Raw genomic sequence first — 22,490 nt, 5'->3', positions numbered from 1 at the left:
CCACTGTATAGCGGTATTTTGCTCTAGCGGCGTGAGCGAGATTTACGCTCTTGAGATTTTCTGGCTTTAAAGGCAGAAGCAGCTTTAGCTTGCGAGGCTAAAATAGAATCAACGGTAAGTTCCATTGGCTCTCTTGGCTCAATGCCGTTGGCAAAGGTGCGCATTCTTGGCGGAATTTCTCTTTCTTCTTCCGTTGGGCGTGGCATACGTTTAAAGCGAGACAGATAAAAGGCCTCTAGCTTCTCTCTTGCCCAGTCACTTTTGCGCAAATATTTCACGCTACTGGCCACTGATGGGTTGGTATGAAAACAGTTAAAACGCATTGCTGTATCGAGAATATCCCAGCCGTAATGGTCGACCAGCTCTTTGACCATATCTTCCAGTTTTAGACCGTGTAATGGGTTGTTTTGTAATTCTTCTCTATTAATGCTCATGGTACGTTCACTGTAATTTGTTTGGGTGGAGTATAACAATCCAAGCGCAGAACGGGTAACAGAAAAATCATCTAACACCCATCTTGCTCAAGAGTTTTCGAATATCAATCACAGGTAGTAAGTAAAACACCGTTAAATCTGATAATTACTCTTTTTCCCAATATCAAAGTGCAAAGGCATTTGCCATTTTTTGAATGCTAAAAAAGCAAAGATCGCACCACAAAGCCCTGTGAGTACAACCAACAACGCAGCATCTTTCATCCAAATCACTAATACGGACAACACTAACAACAAAGGAACTAACGTTAATCCCTTTATTTTAAAACAGTAGGATTCTTTTAGTGCAACCCCGGAAAAGGTCATAAAAAAGAAACCGACAAACAGCCAATCAAAGGCTGGTAACGTAATAAATGTCACCAGTCCCAACCAGCCTGACCACACAATCAGGGTGCGGATATTTTTATCGTATATATGAATTGTCGCAGCGCACAGTGCCACAGCGACTGCCACGACATGAATGCTCAAATGGCGCATGAAACCCGCCCTTTCATGTTCCAGTACGCAAAGCAGCTCAGCGACGGCAATCATTAGAAGTGATACCGACACCAAAGTGATACCTATTCGGTATATCACCACGCTGATTTTATCCACCCCGTCTAGCGACTCTTGATACTCAGGATTGGCCATTAATTTAATCTACCTTTATAAGTTTCTGACTCATCCGCTCATTGGTAAAAGAGACATCGCCAGTTATCGTGTTAACCGTCTTTATAAAAATCAGAATAAGCATAAGTAAAGGAACTCATTTGAGCTGTAAATCCTCTTAGAAATGTGACTGGACGAATAATATTTTATGTATCGGATCGTAAGGAGGAACGACAGACGCCAAACAGAAAGGCGCCTGCGCGAATATAAGAAAAGCACCACTAAGCTTGATGTGGCTGCTCGTTTTAGACATAGCGATTCCTCCTGCAACAAAACTAGGACAAATCTCTATATTGTTCAATAACGTACGTTCTTTTTATACGGGCTGTACGTAATAATAAATTGAGAAAAAGTGACAGGCCGCACCTGCCAAGACGAAACAGTGCCATATTGCATGATTAAATGGGATGCGCTTACCAACGTAGAAAATAACGCCCAGTGAATACAACAAACCGCCTACGGCTAACAGTACTAAACCTCCGCTATCCAGAGTCATCGCCAGTTGATATACCATCACTAAAGACAGCCACCCCATCACAATATAACTGATCAATGAAAATCGTTTGAAGCGATATACAAACACAACTTTCATTACAATTCCCACCAGCGCTATCGACCAAATCACCACCATTAAACCTATGGCGAGTGGCGTGCGTAAAGCCACCAACAAAAACGGCGTATAACTGCCTGCAATTAATAAATAAATGGCGCTGTGATCTAAGGTTTTTAATAGACGTTTGGTTTGCTCATATGGAATAGCATGATACAGAGTGGATGCTAAAAACAGCAATATCATACTGCTGCCGTAAATTGCCATGCTAGATATCGTCAGCATATCCGCATCGTGCAACAAGGCTTTTCGCACTAATAGCACTAAGGCAAAAATGCCAAACACCATCCCTACTCCGTGGGTCAATGCATTCGCTATCTCTTCATTTTTACTGTACTGATTTTTGCTGATGGTCGACATTGACGCTACTTTAGTTTGGGGGCTTAAATTGAGTATGACACGCTTTGCGGGTTATACGTAACTGGTATTTTTCTCAAACGAATTTACTCAAAGATGTGCACTCTTTAGAGTATACATCCAGATCATAAACCTTTGTTTTCATATGCAGTGAACCGTAAAGATTGGTCTATCCTTAACTCAGCTTTCATTTTAAATACGGAATACATGCACATGAAAAAACCTCTTGTTATCGTTGCAGTTATCGCTATTGCTTGGCTATTTATCTGGAACAACAACACCGCGTTCTCTAAAGTATGTTCGTCAGTTAGCGCTGTACAACACCAATTCCCTAGCAAATGCATGAAAGCAAGCGCGCTCTCCGTATTTGAATAAATCATCAACGAAATACAATCAGGTCCCGCTGAGATCCTAGCACCTCTAGGATCTCGTCCCTAATTCGTGCATACATGCAAATTTCAAGACCTGACCCCGCACTTTTTAGGTACATACCGTGATTACAAGATTACCGAGATGGGTCGAATATGGCGCTTTACTGCTCGCCTTTATTGCCGGTTCTATCAATGCTATCGGCTTGTTGGGGCTAGACCATCAGTCTGTATCTCACCTCTCTGGTACAGCGACCCTGTTTGGCACCCAACTCTTTAATTCTTCCATTGGACAAAGTCTGCATCTTGCTGGTGTGATGGGCTCGTTTTTCTTTGGCGCAGCCATATCTGGCTTTGTGCTGAAATCATCATCATTAAAACTCAAACGTCATTACGAAACACCGTTACTGCTAGAAGCCTCCTTGCTGTTGCTGACCATTTATTTACTGTTAAACGGCAGTGATTACGGCGACTTTACTGCCGCAGCCGCCTGTGGATTACAAAATGCGATGGTAACAACGTATAGCGGCGCCATCGTTCGCACCACTCACCTTACTGGGATCATCACCGACCTTGGTTTGATGCTAGGTCATTATTTACGGGGCGAAGAGGTTAACTCAAGAAAGTTGATGCTCTTTATCTACATTACCGTTGGTTTTATTCTCGGTGGTAGCGTGGGTGCCTATCTTTATCTGCACGGGTCGTTTTACGCCCTGTTTATGCCGTCAATTTTGTGCGTAATGATTGCTTTTTATTATCGGATTTATATTAAGCATCACCCTGAAATCGAATAACCTCTATCGTAAACAAAAAAAGGTACCAAGCCTTCATCGGGCTCAGTACCTTTATTCATTTATTGTATTTTTATACTAGATCAATGCGTGGCGTGCTTTTGCCGATATCCATTCTGAAATAACAACCGTTACCAAAATTGCACAGAAAATCACCGTTACTTGAGGCCAAGCCAGTACCGCCATAGATTCTTGAAGCTTCAAGCCAATGCCGCCCGCTCCGACTAAACCCAGCACTGTAGATTCACGAATGTTGATGTCCCAACGGAACAAGCTTGTACCGATGAAACTTGGCATGACTTGTGGCAATACGCCATAGTCCAACACTTGCAGTGGCGATGCCCCCGTTGCGCGAATCGCTGATACTTGTGTAACGTTCACCTCTTCAATGGCTTCGTACATCAGCTTTGAGATAAAACCGATTGAACGCAGTGCAATCGCAATAATACCCGCTAGCAAACCAGGCCCAAGAATTGCAACTAACAGCAATGCCCAAATTAGTGAGTTAATAGAGCGACTTGCCGCAATAATGAACAGTGCAATCGGTCTGATAAATAGCGCACTTGGGGTGGTATTTTGCGCTGCAAGAAACGCCACCGGAAACGCCATCACAATTCCGAGTAATGTCCCTAACGTAGCAATGTTTAGCGTATCCCAAAGAGGAAGCCATAAATGCTCAAGGTAGCTCCAACGCGGCGGCCACATACGTGAACCAATATCAGAGATTTGATTCGGCGCATCGGTCACGAAGTACCAAATGGTGTCTTGGTTCATCAACTGCCATGCGTACACGACCAATGCCACAAAGGCGAGCCATGCACTCCAACGAAGCAGAGTCTGTTTTTCGTCGTACTTTCGCCAAACAGTAAGCGAAGAATTTAATTGGGTCATTATTGTACTCGCTTACGAATCAAGGTTGAGGTGTATTCACACAACATAACAATGCCGATGATGATCAATAAAATGGCGGCAGCGGCGCTGTACTCATAGCGATCCATTGCCGTATTCAATGTGCCACCAATACCACCAGCACCAACAATGCCAATCACCGCTGATTCACGAAAGTTAATGTCCAAACGATACATAGATAAACCGATAAAACGTGGCATCACCTGTGCTTGCACAGCATAGTTCACTTGTTGTAACCATGATGCGCCAGTGGCTTTCATCGCCGTTAATGGCGCAGGATCAATGGTTTCAATCTCATCAGCAAACAGCTTGGCTAAGAAGCCAATGGTGGCAAAAGTTAATGTCACAAAGCCGGCAAAAGTACCAAACCCAAACAAAGCCACACACAAAATAGCGATGATGATTTCTTGGAAGCTTCTCGCTACCGCAACAAAGCCACGACAAAACAAATACACTGGCTTAGGGGCCAAGTTTTTCGCTGCGCCAAGTCCAAAAGGCACAGAAAGAATCACACCGGCAACAGTTGAGGTCAAAGTCATGGTTAAACTTTCCACCAAACCTTGCGAGATGTTGTCCCAACGCCCAGTAAAATCGGGGTTAAAAAATGCCGATATAAAGCGCCATCCGCGCTCACTGCCTTCGTAGATTCGAGCCCAATTGATCTCAACCGATTGTGTGGCTAGGTATAAATAGATTACTACCGATAACGTAATGCCCCAGCGCAACCATGCGCTACTGATCAGTGCTGGCTTTTTCCAGTAAGTTGGATAGTTGCCCCTCATGCCAATGCCTCAGTAAATGGTGCGGCAATGATCTCTTCTTCTTCATCGCTGTCCGTTGTCGATGCGCTCCAATCTTCTTGACCGTAGATTTTGGTCAGCGCATCTTCGTTAAGCTCGCTTGGCTTACCGTCAAACACCACTTCACCGGCTTGCAGGCCGACAATGCGTTGTACAAATTGTTTCGCCAATTCAACATCGTGGATGTTGATGATGGCAGGAAGCTGATGCTCTTCACAGATTTCACTAATAAGACGCATGATTTGACGAGCCGTTCTTGGATCAAGTGCCGCGGTTGGCTCATCAATGAGTAATAATTTTGGTTGTTGTGCCAGCGCTCGTGCAATACCCACACGTTGGCGTTGACCACCAGAAAGTGCGTCTGCACGTTTGTTGGCGTGCTCTAGCAGCCCTACTCTATCAAGCAGTGCGTAGGCCGCTTGTACATCTTGCTCTGGGTAACGACGAGCAAAGCTGCGCCAAAAACCCACATAGCCAAGACGACCAGAGAGTACATTCTCCATCACAGTTAGACGCTCAATCAACGCATATTCTTGGAAGATCATCCCAATCTCACGACGCGCTTGTCGCAGATTAGATTTAGATAATTGGACTAGGTCTTTGTCTGAAAAAATGACCTGACCATTTGTTGGCTCTGTTAAACGATTGATGCAACGTATTAGCGTCGATTTTCCCGCGCCAGACGGACCAATTAAACCAACGACCTCACCGGGTTCGACAGTAAAGCTCACATCGGTCAATGCTTTATCCGATGCTGAATAGTGCTTGGTTAAACCCTTAAGAATTAGAGTAGACATAACTTCCATTTGGAGAATTTAGAAGGCTTGATAAACCTGTTGAAACAAAATACTGGATAAGTAAGACTTGAAAGCCCTACCTATCCAGTGTGACTACTTAACGACAAACGCAGCAATTAGCTACACGTGTAAGACACGTTGTTTGCGTTATCGATAGTGCGGATCACTTCCCAATGTTCTTGATAAGTGATTGGAATGAATTGCGCTTCACCGTTACGGCCAAACTCTTCCTCAAGCTTGGTGCCTTCCCAGTTAAAGGTGAAGAACGCTTGTTGAATTTTTTCTTGTAGCTCTGGCGCTAGGTTGTGCGCTGTGCCGTAGGCAGAAGTTGGGAACGTTTGAGACTTATAAATAGAGGTAAATTGCTCAGGTTTCACAACATCACGCGCTAGCATGCGGTTTAGTACAGAGTTAGCAATTGCCGCTGCGTCATAATCTTTATGCGCTACACCCAAAATCGAGTTATCGTGCGCACCAGAGAATGCAGGTTTGAAGTCAGCATCAGGCTTTAGACCATATTCCGCGTTTAAAATTGCTGAAGGTGCTTTAAAACCAGAGTTAGAAGTTTGTGAAGTGAACGCTAGGTTACGCCCTTTCAAATCTTCTACTGCTTTGATGCCAGAATCAGGGTGAGTGATGATTTCCATTTCGTAACCGAAAGAACCATCTTTACCCGCCATCATGGTAAACGGAGCAAAACCGGCACAGTTAACTGCAAGCGGTGTAGAACCTGTGTTAAATGCGGCAATGTGTAGACGACCTGAACGCATCGCTTCGATTTGAGCGGCGTTGTTTTGCACTGGGAAGAAACGAACGTTCTTACCCGTTTCTTTTTCTAGGTGCGCTAGGAACTCGCTCCATACGTCTGCATATACTGCTGGGTCTTCTACTGGAGTATAAGCAAAAATAAGAGTTGATGGGTTAGCCCACTCAGCTTCATTTTGAGGAACGTCAGCCACTAGGTTACCAGTGCGGTCTTGATATCGAGCATCCATAGCTGAAACGGCTGCAGAGAACATTAATGCAGTCGCAACTGCAGTCTTCACTAACTTCATTGTCTTTTTCCTAAACGGTGTCAAGTTGGGACGTAAGTTAGTGGAGTTTAATGACAGTTAAATTTAAGCTTTATGAAATAATTGTGTATGCGCTTCGTTAACTACTTTGAAAGTTTAAATGTAAATAGTTATTATTAATAACTGTATAGAATGGATATTTATAAAAACCACAGTTAATATTCCGTATGACAGAAATACACTACTCTATCCAGTAGCTTTGGAAAGGTATCCACAAAACATGAATGTTCTTTGCCGGTTTATGCTAGGTCATCATCTCGACCATAAACAAAGAAACATAGAGCAAATATGGTCACTCGATGACTTTTGGCTCCAACACGATCGGGAATACATACAATGGTTATTTCCGATTGACACCCCAAGTAAATTTCAGCCCCTTGTTCCTTTGGTCTGCTCATCGACGCGCGACTATTTTTTAACCTGCAAAGTATTGCAAAAGGCCCAACGTCGCTCATTGCATATCATGCTTAACTTTTATGATATGCAAATTAAAAACGGCGCCGTCGTCCCCAAAAACAAACTCAGTATTCATGAGCAAAGTTGGCTCAATGATGATGATCACAGTCACCGATGCATTACCCGAATCATTCGCAGTCTGACACTTCTTGGGCAACAAGACTTAGGCCGCCAGTTTCAAGAAGGCATGCTTGATACCGCAATTAAGTATGGTAAAACCAGAGAAGAGTCTTTGAATTATTGGCGAAACGCTCACCTACTCTAGCCCTTAACTATTTTAACCGACTCACTTCTAATATCCCTCAATTTACCCCCTAAGTAGTAGCGATCTAATTCACAAGTTTTAATGGTTACTCTTGATTTACAAAGGGGGTTTTCAGTGATTTTCCGCTTAAATAAAAAACAATTTTTCGTATCAAAAACAAAGAATTATTTTGCATATATACATTTTGAGTAATTCCTTTAAAACCGTTAGTTTTCGACGCGAAATCAAAAAAATAACATCAGGGAAATCATATGTTCAAAAACTTTTTTGCGAGCCTTTCAAAGGTTGGTAAGGCATTAATGCTGCCAATAGCATCCATGCCCGCTGCCGGCATTTTACTGGGTATCGGTTCTGCTAACTTCGGGTTTATCCCACCTATCGTGTCACAGCTAATGGCGGAAGCCGGCGGCGCTGTATTCGGCAACTTGCCACTTATTTTTGCACTCGGTGTCGCTATTTCCTTTACTGACAATGACGGCGTGGGGGCCGTTGCTGCAGGTATCGGTTATTACGTACTGATTGCAACCTTAAAAGTAATGGCTGGCGTACTGGGTGTCGATCACATCGATATGGGGGTACTCGGTGGTATCATTTCAGGTGCTGTAGGCGCCTATATGTTCAATCGTTTCTACACCATTAAGATGCCAGCGTATTTAGGCTTCTTTGCCGGTAAACGCTTTGTACCGATTGTCACTTCCTTTGCTATGTTACTGTTAGGTATAGTGCTGGCCTTTATTTGGCAGCCTATCGGTCTAGGTATCGATGCATTTGGTCACTGGGCTACAGAACAAAACCCAGTCATGGCATTTTGGGCGTACGGCACCGCCGAGCGTGCTTTGATCCCATTTGGCTTACACCACGTGATTAACGTTATCATTCAGCTTCAAGCGGGTGACTTTACTAACGCAGCAGGTCAGGTTTTCCACGGCGAGATCCCTCGCTTCTTCGCCGGCGATCCAAACTCTGGCAACCTTGCAGGTGGCTATCTGTTCAAGATGTTTGGTTTACCAGCGGCGGCCATTGCAATGGGTCGTGCGGCAAAACCAGAAAATAGAGTCAAAGTGATGGGGATCATGGTTTCTGCGGCTCTAACGTCATTCCTTACAGGTATTACTGAGCCAGTAGAGTTTGCATTCCTGTTTATCTCTCCTGCGCTATACGCAATCCACGCCATCATGGCGGGCCTTGCTTATCCACTATGTATTATTCTAGGTGTGAAACACGGTTACAGCTTTAGTGCTGGCCTGATTGATTACCTAACCTTCTACGGTATTTCAACAAAAGGTTGGATGATCATTCCACTTGGTCTTGCTTATGCTGCGGTTTACTACGTCGTATTTAGCTGGTTTATCAAGTTCTTCGATTTGAAAACGCCGGGTCGTGAAGACGTCGAGCAAGACTCATCTGAAAAACTAGAAGGTGACGACTTTACCAAAGAGCTTATTGCCGCCTTTGGTGGAAAACAAAATATCGTATCAGTCGATGCCTGTATTACTCGCCTTCGCATGCAAGTGAAAGACCAAGAGCACGTCGATAATGACAGACTCAAAGCACTCGGTGCTGCTGGCGTCGTGCGTGTAGGTACTGGCGTACAAGCCATTTTTGGTGGCAATAGTGATGTGTATAAAACACAAATGCTTAAGCACATGAAAAATAACTAATTCAATATAAGAATGTGCACGATAAGAGTGGTTTTCCTTAGGGAGCCACTCTTTTTTTGCCCAGACGATTTTACGCACGCACCTTAACTTCTCGTACACAATAACGGGTATTCTAGCGTGTTAAACGATTCAGTAACTGCGTTAGAGTTTTTGTTTATAGAATAACAACTTATCGAAAAACCCTGCCTTGTTCTCGAACATTTTACCTGCGCGATTTCTGCTCACTGATTTACTGTGATGGATATTCGCAAGTTCACTTCTTTTGCAATAAAGCTGTGATAAGCAACACATTCCAAATCAGAAAACCCTCTACACCCCACCTCAGTTAACAATATTGCAATAACCTCGTTTCATATACCCACAATTAATGTGACTATTTAATAACCACAAAGTGGTACACCCTACATTAAGCGAATTAAAAAAATAACAACGTCAAAGGCTAAAGCTCACTCTGGCTATTAACGCGTCATCTGCACCCGTTAAAGACAGCAATGGGTATATAAAAGAGGAGAAAGAAAATGCATAAAAATGACACCGTCCCCCTCCCTACCAATACCAAAGAATGGCTAATGCATAAAAATAGCATGATTATCCTCGCTGATATCGTGCTCTTTATTGCTCTATATAACCTGTTGCCATTTGAACCACAGGTAGTACTTGGTATTAGCATATTGGTGTTTATCGCCGTACTTTGGTTAACCGAAGCACTACACGTGACTATCACAGCCATTTTAGTGCCTATTTTAGCGGTCGCCTTTGATATTTTTAATACCCAAACCGCCCTCAACAACTTTTCTAACCCAATCATCTTTCTCTTTTTAGGAGGCTTTGCGCTTGCTGCAGCGATGCATGTACAAGGGCTCGATAAGGTGATTGCCGACAAAGTGCTCATTATGGCAAAAGGCAAAATGAGCACCGCAGTATTTATGTTGTTTGGCGTGACGGCTGGCTTATCCATGTGGATCAGTAACACCGCCACAGCCGCTATGATGCTTCCATTGGTTCTCGGCGTACTCAGCAAAGTGGATGCCGGTAAAGAGCGAAAAACCTATGTCTTTGTTCTGCTTGGCGTAGCATACAGCGCCAGTATTGGCGGCATTGCAACTATTGTCGGCTCGCCGCCGAACGCCATTGCAGCAGCCGAAGTGGGACTGACCTTTAGCGAATGGATGGCATTTGGCGTTCCAGCAACCGTCATCTTACTGCCTATTGCCGTTGCTACTCTTTATTTAGTGCTAAAGCCAAACTTAAAAGGCACCTTCGAGTTAAACCGTGAGCCTGTAGTGTGGGATAAAGGCAAGATCGTCACTTTGTCTATCTTTGCGTTGACCGTATGTTGCTGGATATTTAGCAAACCCATCAACGCCATGTTAGGCGGCATTTCGCGCTTTGATACCATAGTGGCGTTATGTGCGATCGTCTTGGTCGGCTTTGCACGAGTCGTGCACTGGAAAGACATAGAAAAAACCGCGGATTGGGGCGTATTGATCTTGTTTGGCGGCGGCATCTGTTTAAGCAATGTTCTAAAAGCCACCGGCACCAGTGTTTTCTTGGCCAATACACTAAGTAGCCTTATCTCAGATTTTGGCATCTTGTTTATTATCGCCATCATTGCGCTGTTTGTGGTCTTCTTAACCGAGTTTGCCAGCAACACCGCCAGTGCGGCGCTACTGATTCCCATTTTTGCCACGGTGGCAGAAGTGTTTGGCATGTCGCCTGTCATACTTTCGGTATTGATTGCGGTCGCCGCTTCCTGCGCCTTTATGCTTCCAGTCGCCACCCCGCCAAATGCGATTGTGTTTGGCTCAGGACATATCAAGCAACAAGAGATGATGCGAGTGGGTATTATCTTGAATATAGCGTGTATTGTAGCGCTTACCTTTATTGCGACAGTATTCTGGTAGCCGATTTATTACGAGCAATTCACACAAAGAGGCAGTCCAGCACCAAGGCATTGCGCTCTGGTGCTGCTATTACTGAAGGGGCTCTTATGAGCTCCTTTTTCATGGGGCTTAGGTTTAAAGTTTGTAGCTATTATTTGCACACTGGAAGTGTTGGCAAACTCATTCTGTCCATAGATGTGCTAGGACGTTAGATCTTGGCTAGCACAGTTACAGGAGTTCAACTTGATGAGGGAAAAGCAATAGACTCGTAACATATATTCTAGTAATTTCTTAATCTTCCAAAGACTAAGCATGGCGCGTCTGCGCATGAATAAAAGGAATCTCCAATAATGATCGAACTGCTCTTTACTCTTTCTCTGCTAGTTAATGTAGGACTGGTTGGCCACCTCTACTTTGTTCGTAAACAAAACTCGACACCCGAGATAAAGACTGAGGGTGTGAAAGAATCTGTACAAGAAAGCGTCCAAGAGTGTGTGAACGAGGTCGCGCAGGAGACAACAGAGCATCTACTAGCAACTACAGACACTACCTCTAGCACGGCGGATATCTCATTTTTTAAGACAGAAAAAGACAAACTCTTTTTCCTGCTTAATGAGGTAGACGGAAAGCGCCGCAATCAACTGCTAGGGATCACTTCGGACATGTACAGCGATGAAAGACTCTCAAAACAGTGGTTTAAGCAAATGTCGAGCAAAGTACACCCAGACAAAAACCCTCACGATCCACGAGCCGCTGTAGCGTTCGACAACCTTAAGAAACTACACAGCCTGATGACGTTGTAAGCGAGGCAATGATGTCGAACCACCAACTGCCCCAAGCGCACGTCGCACTCTCTGAATTGCTGACGCCTAAGAAAAGTACAGTCTCTCTTGATATCGACGGCAGCATTGACGAAGCCAACCAAAATCTTCTAGATGAATCGTTTAGCGAAGTAAATCCTGAGAGCCAAACGCACACACCGTATTATAACACGGGCGCTCTCGCGCAAGCACTGGGCACCGATCAGCGTGCGTTTCGAAAAGCAGTTGCCGAAGCTGACCGCGATGAGGTCCGTCACCAGAACGATCAAACGTTTCTTTCGCAAGGCTTGACTTTGGAGATCATTGATGAACGCTACGAGCAGCCTCGAGATGCGAAGCAGCAGGCCAAGCACGAGGCGACCAGTCAACTGATCGCAGATGTGGCTGCCATCTCTTATCAAACTGTTGTCAAAATCGGCAACCAACAAAAGGATGATGCATGAGTGACACGCCATTAATACCAGAAACTTTGAGTCCTGTCGGCGAAGTGTCTGGTGCAACCGTTGTTGAAGTGCGCACTGACACCCAAGTCACAAACACACAGCACTTCATGCTTTTAAAGGACGTCCCAGAGGCCACAGGGCTTGATCCTGCCGATGTGGCGCAAAAAGCCTCGGAGACAACCAGTGACAAAGTGCCCACAATCGATGGTGAGCGCTATGTGCGCGTCTCCACCGCAAGAGGATGGAACTTACCTAATATGCAAAGTGCCGATGCTGAGCAGCAAGCACAGGCTCTGAAGTTCCACCAAGACACCCAGAGTGTACTGTCGCGACCTGAGTCCACTCAGCGACGTGCGATCGCTGCCACCACAGTAGAGACCAAGTCCAACGCAGCTAAACAAGCGTATCGTCGCAAGCTGGCTAGCGAAGGAAAAGACGGTAAGTGTGAGCGCTCGGGAGAGAGCACAACGAATCAAAAAACGGAGGTTCACCATAAACAGCGAGTTGCGGATCGCCCTGAGCTGGCAGCCGAAACCACTAACATGGAACTGTTGTTGCGTCCTGTCCACACAGAGGAGCACCGCAACGACAAAAAAGGCTGATTATCGGCGTCGTTGAGAGAGCAGGGAGAGTTAAGTGCAGTAACAGATCACCGACTTAATTTATAGGTTGACAGTACGAGTAACTCTGCAATGGACGAACAGCTTGATGAAGCGAAGTAAGCATGGAAGCCAACCGCAGGGGTTAATTTCTTATAATGTTTGAATTAAAGATACAATTTAGCTTACTTCTGTCCAAATCAGTGTTGGCGGGGTAGATCTCCGTAACTCAGAAATGTCCAATAACGAGTTGGATCTTTGTGCCTAAGAGTACGTCACAGAACAAATTTCTGTCCCAGTAAAAAACGCCTCAATGTGTCTGGAGTGACCATACATTAAGGCGTTTGAGTGCATTTACTAGGTTAAAGCAACAGGAAAGCGCAATGGCTTGGCCCAGCACTGCCTCTTTATTCATCATTTAACCTCGCAAAACAAACCCATTGCACAACATGCAGTTTCTTATCTTTTCCTTGGCGTTTTTTATTTGTATCATCATCAATGGACGTTAATTAACGAGAGCAGGATGCTCATATCTTACTGATGAATAAACAAAAAAATTATATACCCCCTACCTTAACTAAAGTTTTCGGTCGCAGTTTGCTACTGCCAACTTTAGCTTTGTCATTTTGTGTCGATGCCGCCACTCCCGTAGGCATGAAATACACCATTACTCGCGCCGAAAATGCTAACGATACTAAAAACGCCATGGCACTGCCGTATCTGTTTTCGACTGAAACCATGGGCTTAAATGCTGGTGTCGGCGGCGTAGTTCAAGGGATTGGTCAAGAGCAGTTGGTGATTGGCGGAACCGCTTGGGGAGGCGAAGAGAGCTACGGCGTTTCCGCTGGGCTTTGGAACTATCGACCTTGGTTTGCCGATCGGGCTTTTGTTTCTGTTTCTGGCATGTACGCCTATTTTCCTGATCAGCGCGCTTATACCCTAGGCGCAGGGCCTTGGCCAAACGATAATCCAAGACCGGGCAGTTCTGGTTCAAGCCAAGATGATTATATCCAAGGGGATGGCTTTTCAAACTGGTTGGATTTCAAAATAGAATACGTCCTGCCCCTAGGTTCGGCCAAGCACTCCCCCACAGCGCATTATCATTTGCGCAATGGCCTATTAACCGATGCGCCAAGTAGCATTTATTGGAACCCTCTAGAAACGGGTTCAACGGTGCTATTACTGCGTCAGTTTAATCGCTATCAATCCTACACCAATCCAGGCGAAGCCAAACAAGACGGCGATATGAACGCTTTTGAGCTCGGCATTCAATACGATAATACCGATTTTTCTCCCAATCCCTCCATGGGTAGCCGTCAATACATTGGCTACTCCTATGAAGGCACACTTATCTCTCAAGACAGCAAATGGGATTTTGTCGAACTGGATATGAGTAAATACATCTCCATCGGCGAGAGCAATTGGGCACTGCAACGCATCATCGCTTTGAATTTTTGGACAGGCTACTCGCCTTCTTGGAAAGTCACTTCGGTTGATTCGCAAAATAGCCAAGTTGAAAACGCGCCGCCGTATAACGAAGGCGCAACGCTCGGTGGTCTATATCGAATGCGCGGCTTTGATTCCAACCGCTTCCATGATAAAGCCAGTTTGTACGCCACCGCAGAATACCGATATACCTTGCGCCACAACCCAATCAAAGAAGTCTCTTGGCTAAGGTTTTTAAATATAGATTGGTTCCAGTTAGTCGCTTTTGCCGAGGCGGGACAAGTTGCGCCAAGTTACGATTTGGGCGAGCTTACCTCAGACATGAAATTAGATGGTGGCTTTGCGGTGCGCGCATTGGCAGCAGGTTTAGTGGTGCGCCTTGATTATGCGATGTCAGAGGAAGGCAGTTACATGTGGTTTATGGTTAATCAGCCCTTTTAGGTGCAAATTGACGCCAAGTTAACCAAAATAGTGGCAGTAAATAGACAAGCGTTGAGCTCATATCTAAATAGGTGTGATAGTGCTGATGATGCATTAATTGCAGATAAGCTAATAATGAGCCGATGGCGAGCATTCGTGCTCGCCACGCACTTTTAACCACAATGTGCGCTACAAACACCAAAGCAATGCCACTATGAGTGCTGTAATCTGCATTAAACGTCGGCCAAATACTGAGATAGTCATCTAAAAGCATGGAAGCGTACACAACTGCTGTCGTAGCTAACAATGCTTTGATGTCCGCTTTCCTTGGATCTCCTGACGATAAATAAAGCAGCCTCAAGCTGATAACAACTAGCACAGGCGTATAAATATCGGCAATCAGAGCCCACTGCTCAAAACTAAGTTCGGGCATATTCACCACTCACTACCCACCAACCACAAAGAAACGAGACTATTGCAGAGGTTCAAGTTTGATGATCTTAGTGCGATCAAAGGTCACTCGATAACGTGCGGTGCGCTCTTTAATACCGCCCGGCTCGGTTTTCTTTTCATGAATTTTCACTTCAATTCGACCACGACGTGAAATGCTCACTTTACGTGATTTATTAGATGTGGAGTACACATACATATCGCGATTTTCACTTGGGAAACAGCGCATAATTGGGCCAAGATCGACGGTGGTGCTGGTTTTTATCTTTTTAAAACCGTTGTATTCAAAGTTCTTCAAATTAACGATCTCTTTAAAAAACAGTGAGATGTTCTCACGGTTTGCTATCGCCAACTTAGAGTTGGGTTGCGAGTTAAACCACGTCTCTCCCGAGCCAATATCTGTTTTTTTATCTGGCTTACTAAAGGTGGACACCACGCGCGGTTTTTTACGAATGATCTTATCAAACACCCAAGATTTAATGCTCTCTTTAAACACATCACGCACCACATACAGCGCGGCGAACGCCAATACAAACTGCAAGTCAGTATCCAGCCCCATTAAACGAAACTGAAAAATCACCACACTGAAACCTAACATAATCAGGCCAGTGGCAATGGCAAGGGACAGATAACGCTCTTTCTCCCCCACTCGCTTACTGCTGCTATGTACGCGAAGTGGCAACTCTAGCAATTTCTTTTGCAGGTCAGTTTGGTTAAAAATTCGAGTGAGCTTTTCTTGGTCTTCCGCTTCTATGCTTTTTACCGAGTAAATCCCTTCGTACATTTGTGTGATGCGATATTCATCTTCGGCTATAGAAAGTTGTGACAAATAATCGCGGGCAACTGTCGCCCCTTTGATGTTTTGCACATACGCAGTTTGTCTTAGCAAATATTGCTCAAATTCATAAGAGAGAATGGCGTCTACTTTACGAAAGCGTTCAAACTTTTGGTCATCTTCTAATTTAAAACGACGGAATGAGGTCAAAATATTGGAGTGACCTTTTGCCTTAGCAATGATCTCTTCTACTGCTTGCTCTTCTTTTTCTTGGGTGGTCTTAAAAGAGCGTATCTCATTGATAAAGAGATACGCGAATAAGCTGATAGAGGTTTTGTATGACTCGTAAGGAAGCTGTTCTTTTTCCAGTATTTTGATGTACAACAGCATTAAGCTGATGCTTTTTCCTTTGTGAAAGCGGCGCGTTTGAGTAAATGCGTTATCAAAGAAATCACCCGCAGAAAAAGTATCTCCAAGATCAATACTGCTTGGGATAACAAACTCAACCGTGGTTTCCGATTGTGAAGCGGCCGAGAGAGTTTGTTGTAACTCGATACTCTTTTTTGCCGTTATCTTCAAATCTAACATTTACTCAGCCATCCTTAATACCACTCACAAGACGTTACAGGGTTATAGTAACACCCTTCTAATTATATAGCGTAAGTCAATTTGCGGTATATAGATATTTGAATTACCTAATAAAAACGAAACTGATATTAACAGGTGTTTACAAGTACGCCGTTACTTCAGCCAAAACCACCACACGATAAACCCAATCAGTGCTATGCCTATTAGATTAACCATTAGCCTGATCTCCTTGTGTTATTGCTTGTGCTAACCCTTGTGAAGGTTCCTGTGTTTTCGGTGTAAACAACCTCAATCGATTGGCATTGCTCACTACCGTAATTGACGATAGCGACATCGCGACCCCTGCCACTATTGGGCTTAATAACACGCCAAACAGCGGATACAACACGCCCGCGGCAATAGGAATGCCCACCGAATTGTAGATAAATGCGCCCCATAGGTTTTGTTTGATATTACGCATAGTGGCTTTACTCACTTCAATAACCTGAGAGACGCCAAACAGCGAACCACGTATTAAGGTGATATCAGCACTTTCAATAGCCACATCAGTGCCTTGCCCTATTGCAAATCCAACATTGGCCTTAGCCAGTGCTGGCGCGTCATTAATGCCATCCCCCACCATAGCCACCACTAAACCTTGCTGTTGCAGGGTTTCAACCCATTGCAGTTTATCTTGCGGTAGCAGTTCGCCATGAAATTCATCTACGCCTGTTTGCTGCGCTACGGCTTTGGCGGTGTGCTCGTTATCACCGGTTAACATCATCACTTTAATGCCAAGCTGAGTTAATGCGGCAATCGCCGAAGCAGATTCAGTTTTAATAGGATCGCTAATAGAGAGTAAAGTGTGTAACTGCTTGTCCATAGCAAAATAAATCACAGTATGTGCCATCGCTTCCCACTGCTCGGCTTGTGCTGCAACATCGGAAATATCGACGCCCTGCTCACGCATCAGTCTTTGATTGCCCAATAACAAACTGTGACCATCGATATTAGCGGTGACACCTCGACCCGTTAGATTAATAAAATCAGCCACGGCTAAAGGCGCAATTGACGATTTATGTTGCGCGCAATAGCTAACCACAGCGTTTGCTAATGGATGGGTAGAGCCTTGCTCAAGCGCCGTAAGATAGTCCAGAGTAAACGGGTTTTCACGCACATGCTCAACATTGGCAACACTGGGTTTGCCTTGGGTGATGGTGCCAGTTTTATCCAAAATCACCACATCGATGTTACTTGCCATTTGCAAAGCGTCGCCATTACGAATCAAACCGCCAAACTCGGCTGATTTACCAATGCCAATCATGGTTGAGATTGGCGTGGCAAGGCCAAGGGCGCACGGGCAAGCAATGATAAGTACCGAAGTAGCCGTGACCAACATGTTGATCACCGTTGGCGCAGGGCCAAAGTTGTACCACATGAGCGCAGTAATGATGGATAAGATCATCACCGTCGGTACAAACACGCTCGATACTTTATCCGCTAAATGACTGATAGCAGGTTTGGAGTTTTGCGCATTCGACACCATCTCGATAATTTGTGCCAGCATAGTATCACTGCCCACTTTCGACGCTTGAATAGTCAAATTTTGCTCGCCATTAATAGTGCCTGCCGATACCGTATCTTTGATGGATTTCAGCACCGGAATCGGCTCACCGGTTAACATGGATTCATCGATTAAAGACTCGCCCTCAATAACCTGACCATCCACTGGAATTTTTTCGCCGGCGCGAATCAATACCAAATCGCCGATTTGCACCTCCTCCACGGGCAAGGTAATGGCTTTACCGTTTTTTATCACTAGCGCGGTTTTGGTGCGTAAATCCAACAGACGTTTAATCGCTTGTGAGGTTCTGCCGCGCGCCTTTAATTCCAATGCTTGCCCAAGATTAATCAAACCTATAATCATGGCCGAGGCTTCAAAATACAGATGACGGGCACTGTCAGGCAATAACGCAGGCATGAGCACTACCACAATGGAATACAGCCACGCTGAGCCTGTGCCTAAGGCAATTAAAGTATCCATGTTAGCGTTGCGATTTTTAAATGCCTTGCTTGCGCCAATAAAATAGTGTCGACCGCTAAACCAAAGTACCGCCAACGTCAGCAAACCTACCAAGCCCCATGCCAGTTGTTGCTGCGTGGTATTCACAGTCATCGAACCGCCCAACATGCCATACAGCATCAGAGGGACACCTAAACTTAAACCCCCTATGGTGTGCCTGATTTTGTGTTGATATTCTTGTTGCTGTCTTTGCTCACGCTCAGATTCAGCGGCCGTTTCATCCACAATCACAGATGCACCATAGCCAGCGTTTTCTATGGTTTGTACAAGTTGAGACTCAGTTAATGAGGAATAAACGCTTGCGGTGCGGTTGGCAAAATTAATGGTTATGGATTCATGCCCAGATTCAGTTGCAATAGCTGAATTCACCGCCTTTTCGATGCTTGCGACACAACTTGCGCAAGTCACGCCAAATAAGTTTAAACGCACTAACTGCTCGCTACTGTTCACCTGTTGCGGTGCTGTATTAGTGCTATTGTCTTGTTCAATAGAAGTCTGCGCTTCATTATGGTTAGGCGCGTAACCGAGCTCAGTTAAGCTCGATGTAATTTGCTGAGGCGATAACAAACCAATCACTTCGATGCTTTGCGTGTCTAAATCAATGCTGACTTCAGCCAGTTCATCGAGCTCACGCAACGCACCAGTAATTTTGCCTACACATTTTTGACACGACACGTTTTGCACAGCGCCAACATAAGATGGCAATGCCCCTTGCTCAGCCGTAAAGCCTACCGATTCAATCAGATTTATCGTTTCATCCAGAGAAAGAGCGGTGCTCACTCGCGCTGATATGTAGTCCGTATTGTGTTCTGTTTTATTGGCAACGGTGCTTGCAATGGCAAAGGTTTCATCAAGTGATTGTCCCTTTTTAACTATTTTATTGATGCACCCTTGGCACGATACGCCAGCAAGACGCAGACTAAAATGACTCATGCGTTGTCGTCCTTAGTCCAAGACTCAATCAAGCAACAAATTGACTCTCCGGTCGGCGTGCCATCACTTAAACTTTCCCAACTAGCAAAGGTGGTTTTCAACATGCTGACATGTTGTTGCAGCCTTAAGATCTGCTGTTCGGTTTCGGTGATTTTTTCGGTCATCATTTGCCTTACTTGGGGGCAAGGAGAAGTTCCTTCCTCCGCTGACGCCAAAATAGCTTCAATCTCTTTTAGCGCAAAACCTATCTCACGAGCTTGATGAATAAACTTTAAACGTTGCAAAGCAGCGCGGTCATATTCTTTATAACCATTGTCAGGGTTTCGCGTCGCCACAATCAAACCTCGTTTGGTGTAGTAACGCACCGTATCCGGTGACACATTGGCTAATTTGGCAAGTTTTGAAGTAATCATTTTTCATCTCTCATTGTTACTTTAAGCTTAGTGTAAAACCTAGGAGCAACACATAGGTCAAGCGATTATTTTGTTACGAGTGCGATCACGAAAATAATCACAAATATTGCGGCTACCAACTTCAAAAATAGTGACAATGAACGAGTACCGCCCGATGGCGCTTTATTACAACAACCCATAATCTGTTTCCTTTGTTTATGATTTCCCGTAACAGTCTAAAACCTGTGTGCTAGGCATAGGTCAAACAGTTTAACTCGCTGATTTGCTGTTATTTAATTTACATCACGACAAATGATATTAACCTTGACCAAAAAAGACCGTCTAAGCTATAACCAAAGGACAAGGTTTAGAGTAGTACAATGATTAAACGACATTATCACATCAATTTTTACGCCATTTTGGGGATGCTAGCTCTGCTAGTAGCCAGCGTGACGCCGTCGTTTAATTCCCTTTCTCAGCACGCAATGCCGGCAAATGCAATAACGCAAGCGAATGTTGAAAGCGTACAATCGAGTCATGCCGCGCATTCAGCACAAGTGCACTGCGCCAACCATACCAATGTGAAGATGGGGCATGACTGTGTTGAGCACCTTTGTTCAGGACAAAGCTGTGGCACTGTGGTCGATTTGAGCGCATCCCCTCGATTAGCTTTAACTTCTATTACAAGTACCGACCCCTTGATGCGTAATAAATGGCAACTACTAAGCCCGCACCTGCAACAACCTATTCGTCCTCCTATTGTTTAGCGTTATCAATCAACACCAACCAAATAATGCTTAAAAAGCTGTTCTTAAACACAGCACATCTTAAACAAAACGTATCACCCGCCTATCTTGCGAGTAATACCACTGGAGTACACAATGAATACCTTTTTAAAAACAATGCGCACCACTTCCGTGCTTTCTGCCTCACTATTATTCACAGGCCTAAGCTACGCCAACACTCAGTTCCAAATGTATAAATCACCGAACTGCGGATGTTGTACCGAGTGGGCTGAAATCATGCAAAGCAAAGGCTATCAGGTAGAAGTTCATGAACAAAATCAATGGCATGAAATCAAGCAACAGCATTCGCTACCAAGCAAGTTGCAATCTTGTCATAGCGCTATTATCGACGGCTACTTAATTGAAGGTCATGTGCCAGAAAAAGAGATAGCCAAACTGCTCAAAGAGCGCCCAGCTGACGTGAAAGGTTTAAGCGCTCCGGGGATGCCAATGCATTCACCGGGTATGGCAAAAGAAGGTGAAGCCTATAAAGATTTTCAGGTGATTGCCTTTTTAGAGGATGGCAGTACTCGCGTTTACGCTCAGTATTAACAAGCAACCTTAATGACTCTTCCCTAGATAAAATAAAGGCTCCAACTAAGGAGCCTTTACTGAGCTATTGCCACAAGTAGCCAAGCAATCACATTACAACGACGCTTTATAACCTAACATGTAGTTCAGCTTGCTAGTCTTGCGGGTCATTTTTTTGAATTCTTTATTATCAAAGCTATCAAATTGTCCCATTTCTTTAGCACTTAGACCTGAGCCACCTAGGTTGGTGGTATCTAGCGCTAGAATCACGTCAGCGGCTTGTTTTACAGCTTCCATGTAGCCTGTTTCAGTAGTGAGATCAAAGCGGTTGATGTCAAATACTGGCTTTAGCTCTTTTGCCCAGTAGAACTCTAGGAAAGGAACCGGTTGCTTAGGCTTGTTCCAGCTCACGTCACGTGAGTAGTACATTAGAGCGCGGTATGGGTCGTTAGCAAAGTTGCTCATGCCGAGTTGCTGTGGCAAATCTGTGTGTGCAACTGGCTTGTTGTTAAGATCAAACAGCCATGCGTTTTTGTCGTTTTCTAGCTCTGCCCAAAACTCATCCATAGATTTTAGGTGGCGATAATCTTTTTCTACGATAACGTGCACTTTAAAGTCACTACCGCCGCCAGACATATGAGTGAAGGTATTGAAAGTATGATGTCCATCCGTTAGGTAGATAGCGTTGTTTGGCGCAACTACGATGGTTTTCATGTCTTTACGCACATCACCAACGTTCTTTTCACATTCAAATGTGCTTGGGTCTGAAGGCTTAGAATTAGTATCAAAAGAAACCAGTCCTTTTTGACCATTTGCCTCACAGATTTCATCGAACTGCTTTTTAACGTCGTGTTGGTAACGCCCAAGCTTGTAATACACCTGATCATAACCAATTGATGGCTGAGTTGGCTTTAACTCGGAAAGTACAGCTTGATACACATCACCCTGCTTTACTTGTGAAATATCCTGTGCAAATACCGGGTGCATGCTGACAAGTGCGGTCAAAGCGATTAAAGACTTATTCAAACAATTCATTTTCTATCCATAACAATTGATCATTGAAAATACGCATAAAGCTAAATGCCCTAGCGCAAGTTATGGATATCTTAGGAACACTGCGTGACTGGCATATGACG

Annotated in this window: 23 protein-coding genes; 11 read left to right on the top strand and 12 right to left on the bottom strand. The window is 44.6% G+C overall.

What is annotated here, in order from left to right; translation table 11 throughout:
• Positions 1 to 23: 23 nt before the first annotated feature.
• The 3 genes from VEZ01S_RS04550 to trhA all read right to left on the bottom strand — a co-directional run bounded on the left by VEZ01S_RS04550 (position 24) and on the right by trhA (position 2,109).
• Positions 24 to 434, bottom strand: coding sequence for a VF530 family protein (locus VEZ01S_RS04550; RefSeq protein WP_040890200.1), 411 nt, complete (start codon positions 432 to 434; stop codon positions 24 to 26).
• Between the two features lie 132 nt (positions 435 to 566).
• Positions 567 to 1,121 (bottom strand): DUF2301 domain-containing membrane protein, encoded by a 555-nt coding sequence (locus VEZ01S_RS04545; protein WP_021712831.1) that lies wholly within the window; start codon positions 1,119 to 1,121, stop codon positions 567 to 569.
• Between the two features lie 334 nt (positions 1,122 to 1,455).
• Positions 1,456 to 2,109 (bottom strand): PAQR family membrane homeostasis protein TrhA, encoded by a 654-nt coding sequence (trhA, locus tag VEZ01S_RS04540; protein ID WP_021712830.1) that lies wholly within the window; start codon positions 2,107 to 2,109, stop codon positions 1,456 to 1,458.
• Between the two features lie 210 nt (positions 2,110 to 2,319).
• On the opposite strand from trhA, the gene VEZ01S_RS16810 reads away from it, so the two are divergent.
• Together VEZ01S_RS16810 and VEZ01S_RS04530 are read left to right on the top strand one after the other, a co-directional pair.
• Complete coding sequence (locus VEZ01S_RS16810; RefSeq protein WP_162889469.1) at positions 2,320 to 2,481, top strand: hypothetical protein; 162 nt, start codon at positions 2,320 to 2,322, stop codon at positions 2,479 to 2,481.
• 118 nt (positions 2,482 to 2,599) lie between these two features.
• On the top strand, positions 2,600 to 3,268 hold the full coding sequence (locus tag VEZ01S_RS04530; RefSeq protein WP_021712829.1) for a YoaK family protein: 669 nt from the start codon (positions 2,600 to 2,602) through the stop codon (positions 3,266 to 3,268).
• Positions 3,269 to 3,343: 75 nt separating this feature from the next.
• On the opposite strand, the gene phnE (VEZ01S_RS04525) is transcribed toward VEZ01S_RS04530, so the two are convergent.
• From phnE (VEZ01S_RS04525) to phnD, 4 genes are all read right to left on the bottom strand, one after another.
• Positions 3,344 to 4,156 (bottom strand): phosphonate ABC transporter, permease protein PhnE, encoded by an 813-nt coding sequence (gene phnE, locus VEZ01S_RS04525; RefSeq protein ID WP_021712828.1) that lies wholly within the window; start codon positions 4,154 to 4,156, stop codon positions 3,344 to 3,346.
• Entirely contained in the window at positions 4,156 to 4,956 is an 801-nt protein-coding gene (gene phnE / locus VEZ01S_RS04520; protein ID WP_021712827.1) for a phosphonate ABC transporter, permease protein PhnE, read from the bottom strand. Before phnE (VEZ01S_RS04520) ends, phnE (VEZ01S_RS04525) begins: the two co-directional genes overlap by 1 nt.
• A complete protein-coding gene (gene phnC, locus VEZ01S_RS04515; protein ID WP_040890123.1) occupies positions 4,953 to 5,771 on the bottom strand; it encodes a phosphonate ABC transporter ATP-binding protein in 819 nt (272 codons plus the stop codon). Before phnC ends, phnE (VEZ01S_RS04520) begins: the two co-directional genes overlap by 4 nt.
• Before the next feature lie 116 nt (positions 5,772 to 5,887).
• A complete protein-coding gene (gene phnD / locus VEZ01S_RS04510; RefSeq protein WP_021712825.1) occupies positions 5,888 to 6,826 on the bottom strand; it encodes a phosphate/phosphite/phosphonate ABC transporter substrate-binding protein in 939 nt (312 codons plus the stop codon).
• A gap of 238 nt (positions 6,827 to 7,064) precedes the next feature.
• Between phnD and VEZ01S_RS04505 the strand changes: the two genes are divergently transcribed.
• From VEZ01S_RS04505 to VEZ01S_RS04475, 7 genes are all read left to right on the top strand, one after another.
• On the top strand, positions 7,065 to 7,565 hold the full coding sequence (locus tag VEZ01S_RS04505) for an opioid growth factor receptor-related protein (protein WP_021712824.1): 501 nt from the start codon (positions 7,065 to 7,067) through the stop codon (positions 7,563 to 7,565).
• Between the two features lie 251 nt (positions 7,566 to 7,816).
• On the top strand, positions 7,817 to 9,226 hold the full coding sequence (ptsG, locus tag VEZ01S_RS04500; RefSeq protein ID WP_021712823.1) for a PTS glucose transporter subunit IIBC: 1,410 nt from the start codon (positions 7,817 to 7,819) through the stop codon (positions 9,224 to 9,226).
• 518 nt (positions 9,227 to 9,744) lie between these two features.
• Positions 9,745 to 11,130, top strand: a complete 1,386-nt coding sequence (locus VEZ01S_RS04495) for an SLC13 family permease (protein WP_021712822.1) — start codon at positions 9,745 to 9,747, stop codon at positions 11,128 to 11,130.
• Positions 11,131 to 11,459: 329 nt separating this feature from the next.
• Positions 11,460 to 11,912 (top strand): DnaJ domain-containing protein, encoded by a 453-nt coding sequence (locus VEZ01S_RS04490; protein ID WP_021712821.1) that lies wholly within the window; start codon positions 11,460 to 11,462, stop codon positions 11,910 to 11,912.
• Between the two features lie 8 nt (positions 11,913 to 11,920).
• On the top strand, positions 11,921 to 12,373 hold the full coding sequence (locus VEZ01S_RS04485; RefSeq protein ID WP_021712820.1) for a hypothetical protein: 453 nt from the start codon (positions 11,921 to 11,923) through the stop codon (positions 12,371 to 12,373).
• Positions 12,370 to 12,975 (top strand): HNH endonuclease, encoded by a 606-nt coding sequence (locus VEZ01S_RS04480; RefSeq protein WP_021712819.1) that lies wholly within the window; start codon positions 12,370 to 12,372, stop codon positions 12,973 to 12,975. Before VEZ01S_RS04485 ends, VEZ01S_RS04480 begins: the two co-directional genes overlap by 4 nt.
• A gap of 594 nt (positions 12,976 to 13,569) precedes the next feature.
• Positions 13,570 to 14,859 carry a BamA/TamA family outer membrane protein gene (locus tag VEZ01S_RS04475; RefSeq protein ID WP_255209328.1) on the top strand — a complete coding sequence of 430 codons (1,290 nt, stop codon included), beginning with the start codon at positions 13,570 to 13,572 and terminating at the stop codon, positions 14,857 to 14,859.
• Here VEZ01S_RS04475 and VEZ01S_RS04470 read toward each other — a convergent pair.
• The 4 genes from VEZ01S_RS04470 to VEZ01S_RS04455 form a co-directional block, all read right to left on the bottom strand.
• Positions 14,843 to 15,271, bottom strand: a complete 429-nt coding sequence (locus tag VEZ01S_RS04470) for a hypothetical protein (protein ID WP_021712817.1) — start codon at positions 15,269 to 15,271, stop codon at positions 14,843 to 14,845. The two genes, VEZ01S_RS04475 and VEZ01S_RS04470, sit on opposite strands and share 17 nt — an antisense overlap.
• Before the next feature lie 39 nt (positions 15,272 to 15,310).
• On the bottom strand, positions 15,311 to 16,651 hold the full coding sequence (locus tag VEZ01S_RS04465; protein ID WP_021712816.1) for a hypothetical protein: 1,341 nt from the start codon (positions 16,649 to 16,651) through the stop codon (positions 15,311 to 15,313).
• Between the two features lie 208 nt (positions 16,652 to 16,859).
• A complete protein-coding gene (locus VEZ01S_RS04460; RefSeq protein WP_021712815.1) occupies positions 16,860 to 19,646 on the bottom strand; it encodes a heavy metal translocating P-type ATPase in 2,787 nt (928 codons plus the stop codon).
• Positions 19,643 to 20,059 (bottom strand): MerR family transcriptional regulator, encoded by a 417-nt coding sequence (locus tag VEZ01S_RS04455; RefSeq protein WP_021712814.1) that lies wholly within the window; start codon positions 20,057 to 20,059, stop codon positions 19,643 to 19,645. The genes VEZ01S_RS04460 and VEZ01S_RS04455 overlap by 4 nt, the downstream gene beginning before the upstream one ends.
• 359 nt (positions 20,060 to 20,418) lie before the next feature.
• Between VEZ01S_RS04455 and VEZ01S_RS04450 the strand changes: the two genes are divergently transcribed.
• Entirely contained in the window at positions 20,419 to 20,805 is a 387-nt protein-coding gene (locus VEZ01S_RS04450) for a hypothetical protein (RefSeq protein WP_021712813.1), read from the top strand.
• Between the two features lie 114 nt (positions 20,806 to 20,919).
• Positions 20,920 to 21,375, top strand: a complete 456-nt coding sequence (locus VEZ01S_RS04445; protein ID WP_021712812.1) for a DUF411 domain-containing protein — start codon at positions 20,920 to 20,922, stop codon at positions 21,373 to 21,375.
• A 93-nt stretch (positions 21,376 to 21,468) separates the two neighbouring features.
• Here VEZ01S_RS04445 and VEZ01S_RS04440 read toward each other — a convergent pair whose 3' ends face one another.
• Complete coding sequence (locus tag VEZ01S_RS04440; protein ID WP_040890120.1) at positions 21,469 to 22,389, bottom strand: ParB/Srx family N-terminal domain-containing protein; 921 nt, start codon at positions 22,387 to 22,389, stop codon at positions 21,469 to 21,471.
• Positions 22,390 to 22,490 lie beyond the last annotated feature (101 nt).

Source organism: Vibrio ezurae NBRC 102218 (assembly GCF_000467185.1).
Taxonomy (GTDB): domain Bacteria; phylum Pseudomonadota; class Gammaproteobacteria; order Enterobacterales; family Vibrionaceae; genus Vibrio; species Vibrio ezurae.
The sequence above is the reverse complement of the archived record's forward strand: the minus strand, read 5'-3'. Positions and strand labels throughout refer to the sequence as shown.